This is a genomic window from Methanooceanicella nereidis, from assembly GCF_021023085.1.
GTDB lineage: Archaea > Halobacteriota > Methanocellia > Methanocellales > Methanocellaceae > Methanooceanicella > Methanooceanicella nereidis.
In genome coordinates this window covers 78,496-97,528 of record NZ_PGCK01000012.1, presented here as the reverse complement: position 1 = coordinate 97,528, position 19,033 = coordinate 78,496, and the positions used below count along the sequence as shown (strand labels likewise).

At 48.6% G+C, this 19,033-nt stretch carries 20 protein-coding genes; 10 read left to right on the top strand and 10 right to left on the bottom strand.

Annotated elements, in window-relative coordinates; all coding sequences use genetic code 11:
• Nucleotides 1-21: 21 nt before the first annotated feature.
• The 9 genes from CUJ83_RS13495 to CUJ83_RS13455 form a co-directional block, all read right to left on the bottom strand.
• The gene (locus tag CUJ83_RS13495; RefSeq protein ID WP_230742853.1) at nt 22-321 is read right to left on the bottom strand and encodes a V-type ATP synthase subunit F; all 300 of its coding nucleotides are present in this window, start codon (nt 319-321) and stop codon (nt 22-24) included.
• A gap of 1 nt (nt 322) precedes the next feature.
• Nucleotides 323-1,381: a V-type ATP synthase subunit C gene (locus CUJ83_RS13490; protein WP_230742852.1), complete on the bottom strand. Its 1,059-nt coding sequence runs from the start codon at nt 1,379-1,381 to the stop codon at nt 323-325.
• Nucleotides 1,382-1,386: 5 nt separating this feature from the next.
• Complete coding sequence (locus tag CUJ83_RS13485; protein WP_230742851.1) at nt 1,387-1,947, bottom strand: V-type ATP synthase subunit E family protein; 561 nt, start codon at nt 1,945-1,947, stop codon at nt 1,387-1,389.
• Nucleotides 1,948-1,971: 24 nt separating this feature from the next.
• The gene (locus CUJ83_RS13480) at nt 1,972-2,184 is read right to left on the bottom strand and encodes an ATP synthase subunit C-like protein (protein ID WP_230742850.1); all 213 of its coding nucleotides are present in this window, start codon (nt 2,182-2,184) and stop codon (nt 1,972-1,974) included.
• A gap of 3 nt (nt 2,185-2,187) precedes the next feature.
• Nucleotides 2,188-4,251: a V-type ATP synthase subunit I gene (locus CUJ83_RS13475; protein WP_230742849.1), complete on the bottom strand. Its 2,064-nt coding sequence runs from the start codon at nt 4,249-4,251 to the stop codon at nt 2,188-2,190.
• Nucleotides 4,226-4,570 (bottom strand): ATP synthase archaeal subunit H, encoded by a 345-nt coding sequence (gene ahaH, locus CUJ83_RS13470; protein WP_230742848.1) that lies wholly within the window; start codon nt 4,568-4,570, stop codon nt 4,226-4,228. The genes CUJ83_RS13475 and ahaH overlap by 26 nt, the downstream gene beginning before the upstream one ends.
• A gap of 287 nt (nt 4,571-4,857) precedes the next feature.
• Nucleotides 4,858-6,597 (bottom strand): COG1470 family protein, encoded by a 1,740-nt coding sequence (locus tag CUJ83_RS13465; protein ID WP_230742847.1) that lies wholly within the window; start codon nt 6,595-6,597, stop codon nt 4,858-4,860.
• Between the two features lie 328 nt (nt 6,598-6,925).
• On the bottom strand, nt 6,926-7,120 hold the full coding sequence (locus CUJ83_RS13460) for a DUF5350 domain-containing protein (protein WP_230742846.1): 195 nt from the start codon (nt 7,118-7,120) through the stop codon (nt 6,926-6,928).
• Between the two features lie 74 nt (nt 7,121-7,194).
• Entirely contained in the window at nt 7,195-8,166 is a 972-nt protein-coding gene (locus tag CUJ83_RS13455; protein WP_230742845.1) for a DHHA1 domain-containing protein, read from the bottom strand.
• A gap of 648 nt (nt 8,167-8,814) precedes the next feature.
• Here CUJ83_RS13455 and CUJ83_RS13450 point away from each other — a divergent pair.
• The 4 genes from CUJ83_RS13450 to CUJ83_RS13435 all read left to right on the top strand — a co-directional run bounded on the left by CUJ83_RS13450 (nt 8,815) and on the right by CUJ83_RS13435 (nt 12,087).
• A complete protein-coding gene (locus tag CUJ83_RS13450; protein WP_230742844.1) occupies nt 8,815-10,044 on the top strand; it encodes a translation initiation factor IF-2 subunit gamma in 1,230 nt (409 codons plus the stop codon).
• Between the two features lie 2 nt (nt 10,045-10,046).
• Nucleotides 10,047-10,406 (top strand): type II toxin-antitoxin system VapC family toxin, encoded by a 360-nt coding sequence (locus CUJ83_RS13445; protein ID WP_230742880.1) that lies wholly within the window; start codon nt 10,047-10,049, stop codon nt 10,404-10,406.
• Between the two features lie 44 nt (nt 10,407-10,450).
• On the top strand, nt 10,451-11,050 hold the full coding sequence (locus tag CUJ83_RS13440; RefSeq protein ID WP_230742843.1) for a DNA-directed RNA polymerase: 600 nt from the start codon (nt 10,451-10,453) through the stop codon (nt 11,048-11,050).
• 152 nt (nt 11,051-11,202) lie between these two features.
• Entirely contained in the window at nt 11,203-12,087 is an 885-nt protein-coding gene (locus tag CUJ83_RS13435) for an MBL fold metallo-hydrolase (RefSeq protein ID WP_230742842.1), read from the top strand.
• Here the strand turns inward: CUJ83_RS13435 and CUJ83_RS13430 are convergent.
• A complete protein-coding gene (locus CUJ83_RS13430; RefSeq protein WP_230742841.1) occupies nt 12,079-12,444 on the bottom strand; it encodes a cupin domain-containing protein in 366 nt (121 codons plus the stop codon). The two genes, CUJ83_RS13435 and CUJ83_RS13430, sit on opposite strands and share 9 nt — an antisense overlap.
• A 91-nt stretch (nt 12,445-12,535) precedes the next feature.
• Here CUJ83_RS13430 and CUJ83_RS13425 point away from each other — a divergent pair, with 91 nt between their 5' ends.
• From CUJ83_RS13425 to cfbB, 6 genes are all read left to right on the top strand, one after another.
• Nucleotides 12,536-13,396, top strand: coding sequence for an MBL fold metallo-hydrolase (locus CUJ83_RS13425; RefSeq protein WP_230742840.1), 861 nt, complete (start codon nt 12,536-12,538; stop codon nt 13,394-13,396).
• A gap of 482 nt (nt 13,397-13,878) precedes the next feature.
• Entirely contained in the window at nt 13,879-14,283 is a 405-nt protein-coding gene (gene cfbA / locus CUJ83_RS13420) for a sirohydrochlorin nickelochelatase (RefSeq protein WP_230742839.1), read from the top strand.
• A gap of 14 nt (nt 14,284-14,297) precedes the next feature.
• On the top strand, nt 14,298-15,602 hold the full coding sequence (gene cfbE, locus CUJ83_RS13415) for a coenzyme F430 synthase (protein ID WP_230742838.1): 1,305 nt from the start codon (nt 14,298-14,300) through the stop codon (nt 15,600-15,602).
• Between the two features lie 4 nt (nt 15,603-15,606).
• On the top strand, nt 15,607-16,722 hold the full coding sequence (gene cfbD / locus CUJ83_RS13410; protein ID WP_230742837.1) for a Ni-sirohydrochlorin a,c-diamide reductive cyclase catalytic subunit: 1,116 nt from the start codon (nt 15,607-15,609) through the stop codon (nt 16,720-16,722).
• The gene (cfbC, locus tag CUJ83_RS13405; protein WP_230742836.1) at nt 16,719-17,513 is read left to right on the top strand and encodes a Ni-sirohydrochlorin a,c-diamide reductive cyclase ATP-dependent reductase subunit; all 795 of its coding nucleotides are present in this window, start codon (nt 16,719-16,721) and stop codon (nt 17,511-17,513) included. The genes cfbD and cfbC overlap by 4 nt, the downstream gene beginning before the upstream one ends.
• Entirely contained in the window at nt 17,510-18,904 is a 1,395-nt protein-coding gene (gene cfbB, locus CUJ83_RS13400) for a Ni-sirohydrochlorin a,c-diamide synthase (protein ID WP_230742835.1), read from the top strand. The genes cfbC and cfbB overlap by 4 nt, the downstream gene beginning before the upstream one ends.
• The last annotated feature ends 129 nt before the right edge of the window (nt 18,905-19,033 follow it).

Here is a 19,033-nt window from a genome sequence, read left to right as displayed (position 1 = left end):
TTCATTCATGCCTTTAAGGGGTCATTTCCAAAGATCGACGCCTATAGCGCGCTTTATCTTTTCCCTTAATCCTGATTCTTCTTTACCGCCGATCGCTATGAAGGTCGGCTCGACCGACTCATCTACGACCTTTTGAAGACTTACAGGTAACTTCCTGACATCGTCCGTGTGTAACACGATGATGCCGATGTCGGGACTGTCAAGGCATTTCCTTATTGTCTCCTCTAATTCGCTGTCCGATTTCACGTCAAATGTTTTCCTGACGCCTGCCAGTCTAAAACCAACGACGAAATCGCTCTTACCTACTACTGCAATTTCCATTTTATATCACCAGCTGGCTTCTGATAACGTCGTCGCTAAGCTGTGCTTCTTTGCCTCTCGCGATGATACGGAGATTGTTGACTTCGCCGTTTTTCCTTAAGACGTATCCTATTATCGGGCATATCGAAAGAGGGTATAAATGAGATATTTTATCCCCATATGAGATAAGAGCCTTACGCAGACCCACTTCTATGGCATTTAACGACCCGGTCTCGTTGAAGACCTGAACCGCTTCCGAGAGATTTTCCCAGTACGGATATTCTTTGAGCATGCCAATGAACTCATCCACGTTCGGGGCCTGTGATAGTTTTCTAAGATCGTCCATTCCGATCTTTGCGCCGCCGGGTATGAGATAGTCCATCAGGTTTTCATGTTCAAGACCTTCTCTCTTTAACCTGAACAACGTCCTGAGATTTACAACGTCGATCTCACGCCTGACGAACATGATGAAAAGCTCGTCAGCCATCGTGTTAGGCAGGTCAAGCGAAAGTAAGTTCGCGTAATAGGCCTTATCGAGGTTGTTCTCGAACCTGGAAAGTGTCTGTGTCTTGTTGTACTCGTCAAGAGCAGCTGTCAGTGGCTTATAGAAGATAGTCTTGGACAGTCCCTCTATAACTTCGTTTATAGTGGACTTCCTGATAAGCTCCACGAGCTGCTGTAAGCTCAAGTATCCTGCCGGAACGAGCGTCTCGCGTATCTCGTCTTCCGTTGCGCCATAGTTCTTGCCTCGGAGGATAGACTTTATGTTCCAGACGTCCCACCTCATCAGGTAAGAGCCCACAATAAGTTTCAATTCTCCCTGGCAGAAGCCGATGATCTGGTTCATTTCCTTGGCGAGGTTAAGGTTCAATGCATATTCAAGAAGGTCTATGCCCTCATATTTGGTCGCGAGCTCATCTATCTCTTGCTTATATTTGCTCTCCCCTATGAACCTGCTTATTTCAGGCAGATCCATCTGGAGAAGCTTAAGGTAGGTCTCCCGGGGGTATAAAAAAGCCTTACGGGCTTTTACCCTCGTTGTCGCGTAAGCATAATTACCCGCCCCAGCACGTTGTCCCATAGAACTCACCTAATGCCAAATAAGATATCAGATACAGGTTTCATCGAAGAGGTCCACACATCTTCGAGCATTGAGTCAAAGGTATAATCCAGGTTGATGCTACCGTCGGCGCTCGTCACGATGATACCGCCGATAACATTAACGTTACCGCCGTACTCATAACCTGAGTCCTTCACAAGGTCGGCATCGCCCGCGCTGGTAAATATCTTACCGGCTGGAACGTCCTTCTTTGCCAGAGCGACAAGCTTCTTCAGCATATCGGCTTTCTTCTCCTTTGGAAGTGCCTGAAGCTCCTTCTTGAAGTTCTTGTGGACTTCGTCGAGCACGTCCTTTTCAGCGTTAAGCTTCGATTTCTTGATGTCAAGCTTAGCGCTGGAAAGTTCCCTTTGCCTCATCTTAGATATGGATAGATCAGCCTTCTCCAGCTGGCTGGCGTATAAGTCCTTAGCTTCGCCTTCGGCAGCCTTCTTGATCTCAGCTGCCTCTGACGCCGCCCTGGCAATTATAGCCTTGCTTTCGGCATCGGCTTTATCTGAGATGTCCTTTACTACTTTGTCCAGTCCCATCTAGGTCACCTATACAAAGCGTATTTACAGGAACATCAACAGGATTGCAATGACCAGACCGAAGATGACGATGGTTTCCGGCAGCGCCACGAAGATAATACCCATACCGAAGAATGAGCGGTCCTCAGCGACTGCGCCTACTGCTGCTGCACCGATAGGGCCCTGAGAGAGACCGGTACCAATGCCTGCGAGTCCGACTGCTAATCCTGCACCAATTGCGATTAATCCATCAACCATATTTTAATCCTCCGTGTATTTTCTGTTATATCCAAATGGATCGTAAATTCTGCCCCCGCTCTTGTAGAATTTCTGGTAGAACTCTACATAATGTAACCTGAGAGACTGGATGAAGGGGGCGTATGTGCCCAGCACCAGGTTTACAGTGTGTCCTAAAACGAACACAATTATAGCTCCTATAAGGCCCAGGATGCCTGCTTCGGCCAGCATTGCCGCAATTGTATTTATGGCGAATGCGATGCCGACTGAGGACAGGCCCACTGCCAGTAGACGAGTGTAGGAGAGTGTGTGGCTCAACGGGGTCGTAAGCTCGATGATACCCATGGCTCCCTCACCGATGAGCAGCAATATGAATCCGATAAGGAACACTATTGCGCCGATGAGGAACAGCGGGTCCATCGCGTTGAAATCGCCCAGAGCCTGGTTCAGCGCAAGCGGGAACACGTACCATACGAGCGCTACGCCGCCCGCAAGCACTAATGCCCAGCTGGCCTTGTGAAGGATGGCCGTCTTCAGGCCATGCTGTTTGAGCTCGTTCCTGAATCCGAGTATGTAGCCGAGCATGAGCTGGCATACACCAATGATACAGGTGAAGACGAGCAGGTCTTTGATACCGAACATGTACGAGTCACCATGGAACCCGCCTGCCTGCATCCTTTCGATCGGCAGTGAGAACGGGCCGACCGGGCCGATGTGGACTTCGTGCGGGTAGAATTGTGCAAAAGACACAAGTCCCATTATACCGCCTTCGCCATGCTCTATCGGCTCTGCGATCGCGAAGCCCAGGAACTCTCCGTATAGTATGCCGAAGAATATCGAGGACACAGCACATACTAACATTACATTGATCAGTATCTGGATGCCTTCATTGTGCTTCAACTTCACTTTGAGTAATAATCCCAATAGTAATAATATTGAACCGTATGCGATATCGCCAAGTATGAACCCGTAGAAAAGCGGGAATACGATCGCGAATATCATAGTCGGATCGATCTCGTCGTACCTGGGCCTGCCGTACAGGTCCGTGAACGCCTCGATCGGGCGGAATATCTTCGGGTTGTTGTACTTGACCGGCGCGTCCACCTCTTTGTGTTCTTCGGGGTGTTCGCCGACCTCGATCTCCGTAGAATATTTCTCGTGAACCGGTTCAATAATAGTAATATAGACTTTATCGTTCGTGGCCTTTGATAGCGTGTCCTTCAGTGCCGGGAAATCGACTTTCGGGACCCAGCCTTCTATAACGAACGTGTTGTCGGACGTGGCGAACCTGAGTGGTGCCTCGGCCTTTTGCGTATCGATAGCAAGAAGTTCCTCTGAGGACATTATGAAGTCGGCAAATTTCTGGTTGAGCTCTGCTAGCTCCTTGTTCACGACCTCAAGCTTTGCGGTCATGTTCGCCTTCTTTTCCTCCAAGTCCTTCTTAATGACTGCCGGATCGCCCGATTCGTGAAGCTGTTCCACTTCGACAAAATCGTTCTTCATAAGCGCTTCGGAAATCTTCGGCGCGAACGACTTCTCCACGAGCAATGCTACAACATTGCCTTTGCCATAAGGCGCTGAGAAGATCTCGTACTTATCGGTTATATCCTTGATCACGGGCTCGATATCGCCCGGGACGGTGCCGATGTATACGTTAATATTTTCATATCCCCTGAGAAGGTCCACTGACAGCCCGAGAGCTTCATAGGGCTTGAGCAGCTCTTCCCTGTGAGCAAGCTCTTTTTGCTCGGACTCCAAAGAGCTCTTTTCGGACATCTTCTGAGTGACGCTGCTTTCAAGGGCAGTGAGGTTAGCCTCAAGGTCTTTAAGGACCTTTTCACGGGACTGTTTCGGATAATATTTGCCAGCGTTAGTCCCTAGATAGCTCTTGATAGAACGTAGCTTTAAAAGCTTTTCAGATAATGAAGTCGCGCTCTTCAGGGGTTTGCCTATACGAAAATATTCTTCTTCCTCAGTGTAGTCCTCCATGTGAAGGAGGTTAATGTCATGGAGTGTGTTTATAGTGGTTTCCATTACTTCTTTGGACCCTACTATAAGGACCTTATCCATTCTTTGAGGCTCTAACATCTATGTACCCCTCAAACTCTTTCATAAGATAATTGGTAGCGGCTCCGACGTTGCCTTTAGCGGATGCCTTTAGCGCGGATGCGCTCTTTTCGCCTTCTGCGCGTAATGCGTTGGCTTCAGCATCGATCTCCCCGGAGGCTTTCTTTATCTTGTCCTGTGCGTCAGCCGCAGCTTTGCTTTTGGCTGATTCAACGATAGTCGAGGACTCCTTTTTGGCGTTGGCGACGATCTGCCTGGCCTCTTCCTCGGACCTGACAATACGCTGCTTAGCCTCTTCCTCGGCGGTTTTTAACTGCGTCAATATTTCTGCCCTGGACATACGAATCCCCTGAATACAGAATAATCTCTATGAGTTGCATGATTAATGTACTGCTTCCTTCTTAAAGCTTTTTATTAATATCTAAAATTATGCAAAAAATAATATAAAAATAAAAAAATTAACGGACACAAGCCCTGTCAAATATTTAAATTTTGGATTTGAGTTTATTAGAAACATATTAAAAAAATAAATAAAATAAAAATTAAATAAATAAAAAAAAGACAGGCTTTCAAAAATGAAATCTATGAATGCCGATTTACATAAAACAGGGAGGGCTTTTTCAAGCCCTAGCCAGTCTTATAGCTGACATCGTCTGCATAGTAACCGGTGGAAGCGATGTTCAAAATGGCCGCCTGCGGGACGTATGAAGTGTCAGATATGTCATAGCTACCGATAAGCCTGCCTGACGTGTCCCATATTTCGTATTTCGTTCTGCCATTTTGATAAGTTATTACGCCTTTATACCACCCTTTTGTCACCGGGGCAGGACCTATAGCGGCAAAATGCAAGCCGGCGGAATCATAAAACTGGCACTCGAACCGTCCGATATTGTCGGTCTTATGGTTATAACCGATGCATCTCATAGACGTGAGATCGTTTATATCGCCTGCCTTAGCGGTCACGCCTCCCCATATGCTTCCAGAATATGCCGGATCGACATAGAAGTAGTAGCTAAAAGAGTACCGGTTGTTAATATAAGGAACTATATATCCCATCCTTGAATATAGTTCGGTCGTACTACCTATTCCCCGTGTTCCCGAATAGAAACGATCGGTCTCCACCACGATCTTATCCTTCTTGTAATTATCGCCGCCGGTCAATGTCCAGCCTGCAAGGGACCCGCTCTCAAATCCGCCATCTATTATTCGCTCGGACGGATCTGTCGTCGGAGTTGGCGTCGGAGTTGGCGTCGGAGTTGGCGACGGAGTAGGAGTTGGAGTAGGAGTGGCCGTCGGAGTAGGTGTAGGTGTGGACGTTGGGACAGGTGTCACGGTAGGCGTGCCTGTTTGCTCTACATACATTGTATATTGCGCCGTGTCGAAAACCCCGGGATAAGAGTTAGATATCACCTTTACGGCGAAGTCATATGTTCCGCCGGTGGCCGGAGTTATTATCACATTACCATAGCAGCCCTGATCGGGAGACAGAGTTCCTGTGCCGAATAACGTTAGTTTACACCATTCGGCAGGTATACCTTCGATGTAGACATTATAAGAATCCGTGTACGTTCCTGTGTTTCTAAAGTATATTCCCTGCTCGACACTTGTGCCGGGCTTTATCAGGACCCCGCCGATAAGGCCAAAGTATCCGTCATACTTCGCCCATCTTTGTACCGTATCTACGCTATAGCCATCCTGAGGCGGGAGAGGTGTCGCAGTCGGAGTAGGCGTTAGAGTAGGCACTGGGGTAGGGGTTGGAGTCGGTGTAGGCAGAGGTGTAGGGGTTGGAGTGGCCGTGACGGTCGGTGTTGGTGTCGGCGATGGGGTACCGGGATATCCGACCCTTAAGATCTGGGCACTGTTAAACCTGTCATAATAATTCGGATCCACGGTGGAACGTACTTCCACGTTAAACGAGTAATTGCCCGAAGGCGTCCCCTCGGGAGGGGTGATGACTATGCTCGCATATCCTTGATGAGTATTGATCGAAGGATAATGAAGCGGGTAGTAAAGAGCGGATGTTATGACAGAAGTGACCCCGTTCGCCGAGCTGATCTTGACCCATGACGGGTCTATCCCTGTGACCGAGATCGTGAAAGAGCTGTTATATGGCAGCGCATTATGTATTATCACTTTCCTGTAGATCGATGTCCCCGGAGCGACCAAAAAATATTCTGTCGCCGTGTTTATGGGAGAGGAAGATCCGCCCGGATAGGGATAGATAGCCCAGCTCTGATGCCCGTCAAACGATTCCTGTAAATATACTTCCGGCTTGCTCGGATTATAAGTGTTGGCATACGCCGGAAAAGAAGCCATCAGCAATGATCCGATGATCAATAAGATTATCAAGACATTTATCCTTTTCATCAATTTCCTCCGGATGGTAGGTACATTCAGAAGAGTAATTGACCGTGGATATACCAAAAGCTAATCAAGCGATTTTACGAATACTTGCTTAAATATCGTATAGTAAGCGGTATTAAGCGAGCGTTTCAGAAAAAAATCAAAAAGGCCGGGATGCGCTAAGTGATTATAAAAATAATTAGATATTAATATGTTAATAATAATATGTGAAAATGATCTAAGGATAAGTAAAATGGTAAAAGTTAACCTCGCCTTACCATATTTCCCCAAAAGGATCTGTCAGGCCCCGTTCGGGGCCTAAAAAAGCCCTGTCGATTAAAAATCAATAAGATTATTTCTTCGATTTGGACTTGACGCCAAGTACGTTCTTCTTTGTCCTTGAGAGGACGCGACGAACGAAACCCCTGGAGTCATATCTCTGGCCCGGTCCGGGCTTGTTGGCTTGAGAGTCGCCCTTGGGTACGAGCCTCATCTGACCTTTTCTGCCCCTGATCTGGACCCATTCAATGCTTCCGGTCTTTCCCATGCTGAATCACCGCCCTGAATTAGTTTGTTCTCGTATTAATATGTTACGATATGCCTTGCATGCCATATTAAGTTTTATTTGTTTCCCAACGCTTCGCCTACCGCCGAATCAAGTTCCAGAAGGAATTCCTTGAATGCGCTTGCCGGGACCCTGCCGCCCGCTGCGAGCGGATGTCCGCCGCCTGAGCCGCCGTAGTTCTCCGTCAGCCGGCTGATTATGAGGTTAAGGTTAATGTTAGGCTTATCCACCGGACAGCATTTTGCGCGGACACTGATATCGTATACGTCCTTGTGCTCACGATACTCTGCCGCCAGGCCGACCGTTGTCCTGCCGTATACGCGGGCGTATATGGCCGCCTTTGACATGCAGCCGTTAGGGTTAAGCATGTAGGAGAAGTTTTTCATGCGGATCACGTCACGCTCCACCATGACACGCAGCTCATTCTCTTTTCTTGCGGATATGATGGCGTTCTTCGCCAGCACCGGGATCTCCGAAGGCAGCGTATTCACTGATAACAGCCTTACTATGTCCCTCTTGAAGTCGTAGTCCCTTCTCCCCACTTCCATGCCCTGCGAAAGCGTGCCTGCCTGATAATACAGGCTTCTTTTGTCCCAGTCCGAAACAAGGTCGCAAACCCTGTCCGTATTATCCCTGTAGTCGCCTATTGCGCCGTAAAGTGCCACCCTGCTCATGTTAGGGTCGAGGTCATTCTTGAAATGATAAAAGGTGAGCTCCGACGCACTTGCAGTCACATCGCTGATCAGCCATGGGGCATCAAAACCTTCAGGAAGAGGATGGTGGTCGATATATATTACTTCGGACTCTTCGCTGATCTCATCTATCTTCGCTTTTAGCTTCTTGCTTACAGGGATGTTAATTGCGATGTCGCATATTATGACACGGTCAAAGCCCCTCGCCTGTTCAATGTCCGAGAGTATGGCCACTGCGTTGGTGAAAAATACGGGAGAGTCCCTGTTTGCGGCCAGCGCTAACGCCCCGCTGCAAATGCCGTCGCTATCGGAATGTGTAAAAATGATAGACTTCATCTTTATTCCCTCATAATTTCCTGGTCACAGTTTATATATGGCCTTAATAGATCTTGACCAGATTCGCCCTCTTTCGGGCGTATCCCATCTTCGGCTCCGCAAGGCCGTAACAGAATATATAATGAGACTATGAGTTATATACTCTTTTGACAGGCCACATATCGAGTCCGGCCGGTCATTTGTTTTATTAAAATGTTTTGATACGGTGACCTTTTATTCCCGACGGCTCGAAGAAAACCGGCGATCCGAACATTTCTTAAAAAGCGCCGGGTCCTTTGGGAAGCTCTTTTAGCCTTTGAGATAAAAATGCACCATATCCAGGCACAACATGTCACATCACAATCAGATAAGGCAATGACAATATAAACCATCGGGCTAAAGATAAAATACACTAAGATTCTATCACCTATGTTTAATACTTAAAAAATAATTGATTTAAAATAATAAACCCGCAAGCAACCGGAGAAGAATGCCAAACGCCAAAAAGATCCATCTGGAACATGCCTGTAAGAATGTAAATGTACTTATATGAGAAGTGATACTAATTTGAGCGTAATTGATAATCGATGAAATTAATAATGTGTATTAATAATATACTTGTATCTATAGCATCGTCTTTATCATCATTTTAACTGGAGGATATTGAATTTGTCGCAACCTGTCATTAATATTGGTATGGTGGGCCACGTCGACCATGGTAAGACCACCCTGGTAAGCGCTCTGTCGGGCGTGTGGACTGACACGCACAGCGAAGAGTTAAAAAGGGGCATATCAATAAGGCTTGGTTATGCCGATTGTACTTTTTATAAATGTAAGAACTGTGATGAGCCGGAATGCTATTCATCTGGCAAAAAATGCGCCGCATGCGGCTCTGAAGATATGGAGGAGTTAAGGACAGTATCATTCGTCGACTCGCCGGGTCACGAGACACTGATGGCCACCATGCTCTCGGGAGCGGCCATAATGGACGGCGCAGTGCTGGTCATAGCTGCGAACGAGACGTGCCCGCAGCCGCAGACAAAAGAGCATCTCATGGCTCTTGATATCATTGGCATTAAAAATGTAGTTATAGCCCAGAATAAGATCGACATAGTATCCCGCGAAGATGCGATCAAGCACTATAACCAGATCAAGGAATTCGTAAAGGGCACAGTCGCGGAAAACGCCCCTATAGTGCCCATATCGGCACAGCAGAACATTAACATAGATGTGCTCATCAAGACCATCGAAGAAAAGATACCGACGCCGAAACATGACCTTGACAAGCCGGGCATAATGCAGGTAGCCAGGTCATTTGACGTCAACAGGCCGGGAACTCCGCCGCAAAAGCTTAACGGAGGAGTCTTAGGCGGTACCCTGTCCCAGGGCACTTTCAAGATAAAGGACGACATAGAGATAAGGCCCGGAAGGAAGGTCGAGTTCGAAGGTAAGACCACCTGGGAGCCGATCAGTACCACCGTCACAAGGCTGGTCTATGGCGGTGACGTAGTAGAGGAAGCCACCCCCGGCGGCCTTTTAGCCGCGGGGACCAAGCTTGATCCCGCTATGACCAAGAGCGATGCGCTGGCGGGACAGGTCGCTGGCAAACCCGGGTTTTTGCCCCCCGTATGGCATAAGTTCGTCATGAAGACTCAGCTTCTCGAGCGTGTCGTCGGAGTCAGCGACGAGTCCGCTATAAAGCCGATAGCCACGAGCGAGCCTTTAATGCTCACAATTGGTACTTCCACCACCATCGGTGTCGTCTCAAGCGCGAGAAAGGGAGAGGCCGAGGTAAAGCTTAAGAGGCCGGTATGCGCCGAGGTCGGCTCCAGGATAGCCATCAGCCGCCGTATAGGCGCACGCTGGAGGCTTATCGGAGTAGGGGTACTGACAAGTTGAAAGTGATAATCGACACGAACGGGCTCATGGTACCCGCCCAGTGGGGCGTCGACATATTTAACGAGCTCGAAGCGCTGGGGTATGATGAGTTCGTCACGCCTTCGGCAGTGGTCGAGGAAATTGAAAAGCTGAAAGGCAAGGTAAAAGGAAGAGATAGAACAGCTCTTGCAATTGCCCGTGAAATGCTAAAAAAGTGTGAGATCATAGAAGCGCAGGGATTTGCGGACGATGTAGTGATCGAGGTCGCAAAGTCCTTGAACGCCCCTGTCTTCACTAACGATGCCGGGCTAAGGGCAAGGCTTAAAAAAGAGGGTATAAGGTCAATATACCTGCGTGCAAAACATAAACTTGCCATAGAATGATGCCCGATAACAATCATTATCTTTAACGTTTGGATGGAGAGAAAATGTACAGGAAGGTTAGACTCGTAGATATCATCAGAATACCACCGCAAAGGCTCGAAGAGGACCTGGAACAGGTCATAGCGGAGACACTGAGAGAGAAGCTGGAAGGCAGGATCGACAAGACTCTCGGCTCGATAGTGGCGGTAACGGACGTAGTAGAGATCGGAGAAGGCCACATACTCGTCGGAGACGGGGCAGTATACTATGAGGTCACTTTTGACGCTATAGCTTACAAGCCTGAACTTCAGGAGATCGTCGAAGGCAGCATTGTCGAGATAGTGAACTTCGGAGCGTTCGTCGCGGTCGGCCCGATCGATTGCCTTATACATGTAAGCCAGGTGGCTGACGAGTTCATGGCATACGATGAGAAGAACTCAAGGCTTTCCAGCAAGGAGACCAGCAAGTCCCTCTCGGAAGGCGACAGTGTCCGTGCCAGGATCGTCGCTGTAAGCCTTAACGAGCGCGACCCGAGAGAGAGCAAGATAGGCCTTACGATGAGACAGGTCGCCCTCGGCAAGCTCGAATGGATCGAGGAAGATCAAAAGAAGAAAGAGAAAGGCGAAAAGAGCGGTAAGGGCGGCAAAGAGGCCGCACAGGCGTAAATATTTTTACACCCGGGAAAGCAGGGAGATCATCCTGAAGATAAGCTTTCCCTTCTTTAATGTATTTTACAAGCTTTTCTATCAATTAACGTCTTTTTGCTTCTTATACGACATCGATAGGCCGGGCACAGTAAAGTATATGACCCATAACCTTGCTACAGTTTGTCACACCGGTCGTGAACAAATTGAAGCTTAAAAAGATCTGTGGCGACACACATTATATCCCCGGAATAACGAACGTGATGGTCTACGATGACATCATGGTAGACCCGAGTAACAACGAGAACGTTGACTGGGACAACATTAAATTAAATTTTAATATGGCGCTTGTCACGCACGGCCATACGGACCATTTCTGGAACGGAGCGAAGCTGCGAAAGACCGGGACTAAAATATATGCTCCGCGCGACGAACGCGGGTTCATGGAGAACCCGTCCGTAAACACTAGCGGCATCTTTAACTGGGCGAGGCCGCCGGAAAGCATGCTGCCCTGGTTCTTTAAGGGCGTGCCGTGCCCCGTGGACGGGACGCTTGAAGATATCGATGATCTCCCGCTGGAAACATTCCCATTGCCAGGACATACACAATGGCAGACGGGTTTCTTGACGCCCGACGGCGTACTGATGGTATCCGATGCGATCGTGACTAAAAAGATCTGGGACACTAAAAGGATGGTGTTCTACACCACGCCTTATGATGCAAAAAATACTTTAAAGGCGATAATGGACTCGGATGCTGAATGGGTGCTGGCTTCTCACGCCGACCTGATGACCGGGGATGAGGCGGCGGAACTTGCGGAGATCAATATCAGGGGAATAGACAGTATAGAAGCGGCCGTTATCGATGCGCTGGAAGGCGGGGAATACTCGACTGAAGAAATGGTCAGCAGAGTCGGTGTCGCTCTGAACGTCAGATGCGACTTTTCAATGCACCTGATAGTGGTCACCACAGTGCGTGCTTTCCTTCACGCGCTATATGAGACCGGCAAGGCAGAATATGTGCTAAGAGACCACAGGATAATGTGGCGCCTAAGATGAGCCCGTAAGAATTGTATCGTCATGGGAATAAGGCGGCGTACATATACAGAGTATGCGCAGTCCTGAGTCTCCGGTATTCTTTATTTTATGCGACGTCCCCGGAGGTATCAGTATGGCATCTCCCTCTTTTACGTCAAATGACCTTTCGCCCAGAGTCATCACACCCCTGCCTTTGAGTATATAATAGACTTCCTGTGACTTTTCATGGATATGTCTTTTAGTCTCCAGAGTTTGCTCCACATAGGCCTCGGCGACACTCGTGCCCTCAACAGGAGTTGAGCCCGGGTGATACAGCTCATGGATAATAGAGCCGTCCTTAGTCACAAAGGGTATCGTATTATCTCTATTGCGTATCATTTCTTATCCCGACCCACCAATTATTTTAAGCTTGTTAAGTATGTAAAACCCTAACATAAATATTATCGATAGAGACAAGACTGTGATCTGTATGGCTAAGAGCGAAATTACCGCCCCGATCAAAGTTACGGGCAACTCATATTACATCCCATCAATGAGCAACACAGGACTGTTCAAAGGCTATGTCATAGACCCGGGCAGTTCCGGATATGAAGAGCTAAAGGGAGTGCACGTACATTCCGTACTCATCACTCATGGCCACAACGACCATTTCAGGCATGCATGCGAGTTCCGTGAAAAAGGCGCGCGCGTAATAGCGTCGAAGGACGATGCGCTGCTGGTAAGGAACCCCGAGGTCAACCTTAGAGGGCTGTTTAGCTGGGCTAAGCCGCCGATGGAGATGGTCACCCATTTCTTCCAGGGAAATGCATGCGAGGTAGACGAATACATTGAAGAGTGGCAGGACTCATCCATATGGGCTGTGCCGCTGCCGGGCCACACTCTGGGCGAGTACGGGTTCATCACGGAAGACGGGGTGTTCTATTCGGGAGATTCGCTTTACTCTGAGCAGATATGGGGCAAGTACAAGCTGCCTTACAGCATCGACCGTAATCTTTGCAGGGAGTCTTTGCAAAAGATCAAAACGCTCGACTACGACTACGTAGTACCGGGACATGGCGTGCCTATGCCCAGGCAGGAGGCGTTAATGGCCGCCGATTATCATCTCGAGGCTCTCGACCGTGTGGACGACATAATACTTGAGCTCACTGCCGAGCCGATATCGACGGAGGATCTCGTCACGGAGTTCTCGAACAGGCTGGAGCTATACAAGAGCATTAACAACTACTGGCTGACAGTAGTGATGCTGAAGGGGCATTTGAGCGACCTTATCGACAAAGGTAAAATGAAATATCAGCTCGAGAACTACTGCATGTACTGGTATAGAGTGTAAACCTCGATCATTAAAGAATCTAAGCGGTGCGTTAGGTTAATTCGCTGGCCCATAAGATCATCGTCGAATATGATCGTGATCTTCATACCGTACGTTGATGTGATGCACCTTTATCTCAAAGGCTAAACGTTTCATTTAAAAAAAATCATTGAGCTCTTTGAGACGAGAATGCATTACACCAATGCACTACTCAAATAATATTTTAAAACCCTGTCTGACAGTAAACCCTTAGACCATCGAATTTACGGGACAGAGCACCAAGGACTGTTTTTTTGTTCTAATACCTCGTCGTCTATACACTCTATCGACTTTTTATATTATGAAAAATTAGTGGTATAGTATAAAAAAATTGTATATATAACATATTTGTTATTACGAACCTCAAGATTTTTATACCATAGCGCTTACTTACCATATTAGCATCAGGTAAGACATTATTTGCCTGTGAAACTGAAAAAAAGAAAAAATGGGAGTAATTAACAATGGACGATGAAAAATTTGGTCTTTTAGTCGTTGGGCACGGCAGTTCTATGCCGTATAACAAAGAGCTCATAGAAGACATCGCTGGAAGGTTATCTAAAAAGATCCCCAATGCAGTGACAAGAGTAGGTTTCATGAACATCAACAAGCCATCGATAAAGGACGGCATAGATTCTTTCAAGGACACAGGCGTCAAGAAGATCGTAGTTTTCCCGCTGTTCCTGGCAAAAGGAGTCCATACCAAGGAAGACGTTCCCGGACTTATCGGCCTTACCGAGGGGCAGAAGAGGATCAATTACGACGGGTATGACATAGTATATGCTGACCCGCTGGGAGCCGACGACCTCATAGCAGAGCTTTCGACAAAGCGTATACAGGAAGCATATACAATATACAATCCAAACTGAAGGCATGAGATAATATGTACCTTGACGGCATATCGAGGATAGGAGTGCTCGATATCAATCACGGCGGGATACTGCTGGCGGAAAGCCTGATATCCCTCGGGTTTGATGCTTTCGCCGTGGACGTCTACGGTACGAAGAAAAGTGCCGGTTCAATGGTCCCGGTCTTTGATCCCGAAGAGGTTGGCGATTTTGACGCCCTTGCCTCTCCTGTACACATGCCGCCCGTTAGCATCTTAAAAAAAGCTATCGATGAAAAAAAGCCTGTTTTTACCCACCATATGATGGCGGGAATGATAATCAACTCCACTGGAAGGCTTAATGGTATCAGGTCCGTTGAGGTGACCGGCACTTATGGCAAGACAACTACGTGTACTATGCTTGCCGGTATCCTAAAGGATGCGGGAGAAAAAGTACTGCTCCATACAAGCAGAGGCCTGTATTACGACGGCATCCTGATACGGCAAAAGCTAAGCATTACGCCAGCGAATATGATAGAGGCGCTTGATACGGCAAAGGATGCCGGGCTAAAGCCCACGATATGCGTGTTCGAGGTATCCCTGGGGGGATGCGGGACCGCGGATATCGGGGCCATCACTACGCTTGACAGGGATTATCCGATCGCCGGAGGCTCGAAGAGGTCGGGCGAAGCAAAGATGCAGATGATCAGTAACAGGAAACCCGGAAGCGACCTGATCATTAACAGCGCTATCAAGATACCGGTCCCGAATGCCATCACATTTGGCCCGGGCGGCGATGTTTCATTTACCGAAAATGGCCGCATCAGGTATAATATTATGTCCGGAGAGGGGCCCGTCTCCGGCGAGTTCTTCCCCGCATTCAACGACGGTTTCGACAGGGATGCTTACAGTGAACCATTATTATGTGCGGCGGCGGCAGCATTGAAGCTAGGGGCCGGCCATGAAAATATCAAGTCAATGCTCGCAAAGTTCCACGGTATCGAAGGCAGAATGAAGAACAGCGACCTTCAGGGCCGCATACTGCTTGATAATTCAAACTCCGGTCTCTCGTTCGACGGCATACTAAAAGCCCTTGAGAGTACGAAAAGGTATAATGCCAAAAAAGTACTGATAATCGGGGAAGAAGCGTATAATGTCTGTGACGGGCTTGACCCCGAAAAAGCTATGAATGTTATTGAGAACGCCGGCGTCGACGGGATCGTACTCGTGGGCGATAGGTTACGCGCCCTGAACGGAGGCAAGCACATGGTCTCCGATGACCTGTCCTCAGGATTGGCGATAGCGCTGGATATTACGGCGCCCGGCGATCTGATCATATCCTGCGTAAAAACATGGAGGTAAGAAAATGGCAATTTCTATTAACGAGCGCATCATACAGCCGAGGCCCAGCTCTATAGTAGCCGCGCTATACACACTCAGAGACCTCGATACGGACGTGGCTATACTTCACGGGCCATCAGGCTGCTGTTTTAAACATTCCCGCCTGCTTGAGGAGGACGGCATGAGGGTGGTCACTACCGCCATGTGTGATTCCGACTATGTGTTCGGAGGCCATGACATTCTAGTAGAGGTGCTGGAAAAGGTAATGGACAGGTTTAACCCTAAGACCGTCGGGATTGTCGGGACGTGCGCGAGCATGATCATCGGCGAGAACTTCCACAGGGCGGTCGAGGAAGTAAATCCGGGCATACCGGTCATAGAAGTTGAGATCCACGCGGGGTTCGGGGACAATACATACGGCGCCTCCGTCACTCTCGAAGCCGCTCATGCCGTCGGCCTCATTGATGAGAGAGAGCTGGAAAGGCAAAAAGAGATGTTAAGGCTCGCGACCGAGCTGGAGAAAAAATTCGGCGCTGCAAGCAAGGATTATATCGAGCCGTCCCGCGGAGACCTGAAATATAAAGTGTGCGGCAGGCTGCTTGAATTGATGGGGCAGGGCAAGAAAGGTATCTCGGTGCTTAACGCGAAAAAAGAGACGGCATATATGTTCGCGGACGTTAACCTCGCAGTCAGCCAGGCGGCAAAAGCTCTCGGAGCCCCTGAGCCCGTGACCATTGCGAACCTTGACCCGAACATAGGCCTTCCCAGGATCAGGCGATATGCAAGCACCATAACGTCCCAGATGGCTGATAAGGGTGTCGGCATAGACGCGATCACCGGAGGGCTGGACGAGTATTCTATCACAGGGGAGAGAGCGGCCGATATCATAAAGGAGAAATATGGCGATCACGACTATGTCGTACTTTCGGGCGTGCCCCACGCGATCCCGTACGATGCCATTAAAGGAATGGAGATATTTTCGATCACGAACGGCCCGAGGCAGGTAGAACCCATCAGGAATATCGGCCACCAGCATGTGACGGTCGAGATAGACCTTCATCCCAAGACGCTTGGAGTGACGGGTATGGTCGAGTCGGAGTTCGGCGCGACTTTAAGGAGCATGCTGGAGGATAAAAGATGAGCCAGAAACAATTGGCGATATATGGCAAAGGCGGGATAGGCAAATCGTCGACAGCATCTAATGTCGCCGCCGCAATGGGCGAAACTGGTAAAAAGGTCATGCTCATAGGATGCGACCCTAAGAGTGACTCTTCCATAACTCTCCTGAACGGAAAAAGGATACCCACAATAATGGATACGATGCGTAAAAAGGGAGAGATAAAAGAGGAGGACGTCATCTTCGAAGGCTTCATGGGAGTCAAATGCGCCGAGGTAGGCGGTCCCGAGCCGGGAGTGGGATGCGCGGGGCGCGGCATCATAGTGGCTGTCCAGACACTGCAGAAGATATCCTCGTCGCTGAAAGAAGCGGACGTCGTGATATTCGACGTTCCCGGTGATATCGTATGCGGAGGCTTTGCCGTGCCTATCACCAAAGGCATGGTGAGAGAGGCATACATAATAACTTCCGGAGAGTATATGCCGCTGTATGCGGCCAATAACATATGCAGAGGCCTTAAGACCCTCAATACCCCGCTATCCGGGATAATCTGCAACGAGCGCGAAGCGTCCGGCGAAAAGGAGATAGTCGAAAGTTTTGCCGGAAAGCTGGGAGTGCCGATGCTGGCGTATATCCCGAGACGCAAGCTGGTGCAGGACTGCGAAAGAGAGGGCCGGAGCGTCATCGAGGGCAGCCCGGGGTCAGAGATGGCGAATATATATAGAGGGCTTGCCGGGCGGATTTTAACGGAAAAAGATAAAAAGGTTCCAGATTCATTAGATGACGAAGACCTAAGGAAACTGACCAGAATATGATCAATACACCAAGGATAATCCTGGCCGGTGACAGAAGTTCAGCCGGAAAGACTACGATCTCCGTAGGCATCATGTCGCTACTCTGCGAGAAGGGATACGGAGTGCAGCCTTTTAAAGTGGGGCTGGATTACATAGACCCGAGCTATCATTCGCTTGTCACTAACAGGATCGGCGGGAACCTTGACGGTTTTTTAATGACCGATAAGGCGATAATCGAGGCTTTTGAACACTCGTCGAAGGACTCGGACATCGCGGTCATAGAAGGCGTAAGAGGATTATACGAAGGCCTCGAAAGCCTGTCGGACGTCGGGTCTACGGCACAGATAGCCAAGATATTAAAGTCCCCGGTCATCATGATCGTCGATGCGCAGAGCATCACCAGGAGCACTGCTGCCATCGTGAAGGGATACTGCGAGTTCGATAAGAACGTGAACATACGCGGCGTCATACTTAACAAGATCGGCAGCGACAGGCATGCTGAAAAGGCTAAGCTCGCGATCGAGAAATATACCGGGATCGAAGTGCTTGGGTCCATCCCGCGGAACAAGTCAATGAACCTTACCATGAGGCATCTCGGGCTGATACCTGCCAGGGAAGGTGCGTCAAGGGTGGAAGACTTTGATGCGAAGCTCTCAAAGATAAAATCCGTGATCAAAGATCATGTGAACATAGACCGCATACTCGAGATCGCCAAAGAATCGCCAAGGCTTAAGTCGCCGAAAAGCGATATCTTCACCAGGGAGAAGGATGCAGGTATCAAGGTGGGCGTAGCGCTTGACGAGTCATTTAACTTTTATTATAAGGATAACATCGACCTCTTAAGGCTCAAAGGAGCGGAGGTCGTTAATTTCAGCCCGCTGCACGACGATAAGATACCGGAGGTCGACGGGCTGATAATCGGCGGAGGCTATCCGGAGATATTCGCGAAGGAACTTTCGGATAACGAGCCCATGAGAAAGTCCATCCTCGAAGCGTCAAAGAGAGGCATGCCCATATATGGCGAATGCGGAGGGCTGATGTACCTCACCGGAGGGCTTGAGTGCGAGGACGGTAAATGCTACGACATGGTCGGGGCAGTGGACGGAAAAGCTTCCATGAAGCATATTCGCACTATCAGCTATGTTATGGGCCGTTTTGAGAAAGACACCCCGATAGGGAAAGAAGGCACCATGTTCAAGGGCCATGAATTCCATCATTCGGTCATAACTGATCTGCCGTTTGATGCGAAGTTCGCATACCGCATGGACAGGGGGATCGGCATAAAGGATGGCATGGACGGCCTTATTAAGAATAATACCCTTGCTTCCTACACACATCTTCATGCTGCGTCATACACGTCATTCGCTAAAAAGTTCATAGAGTCATGTATCATTTACAAAGAACTTGTTTAATAAAACAACTATTTTTATTTACGATAGATACTAAAAGTAATGACACCATAAAAAATAAGGCAAAGTGAAGCGAGTGTAATTATAACAAAGTATATATCAATGAATTTTTGTATATAAAACGATAACTAA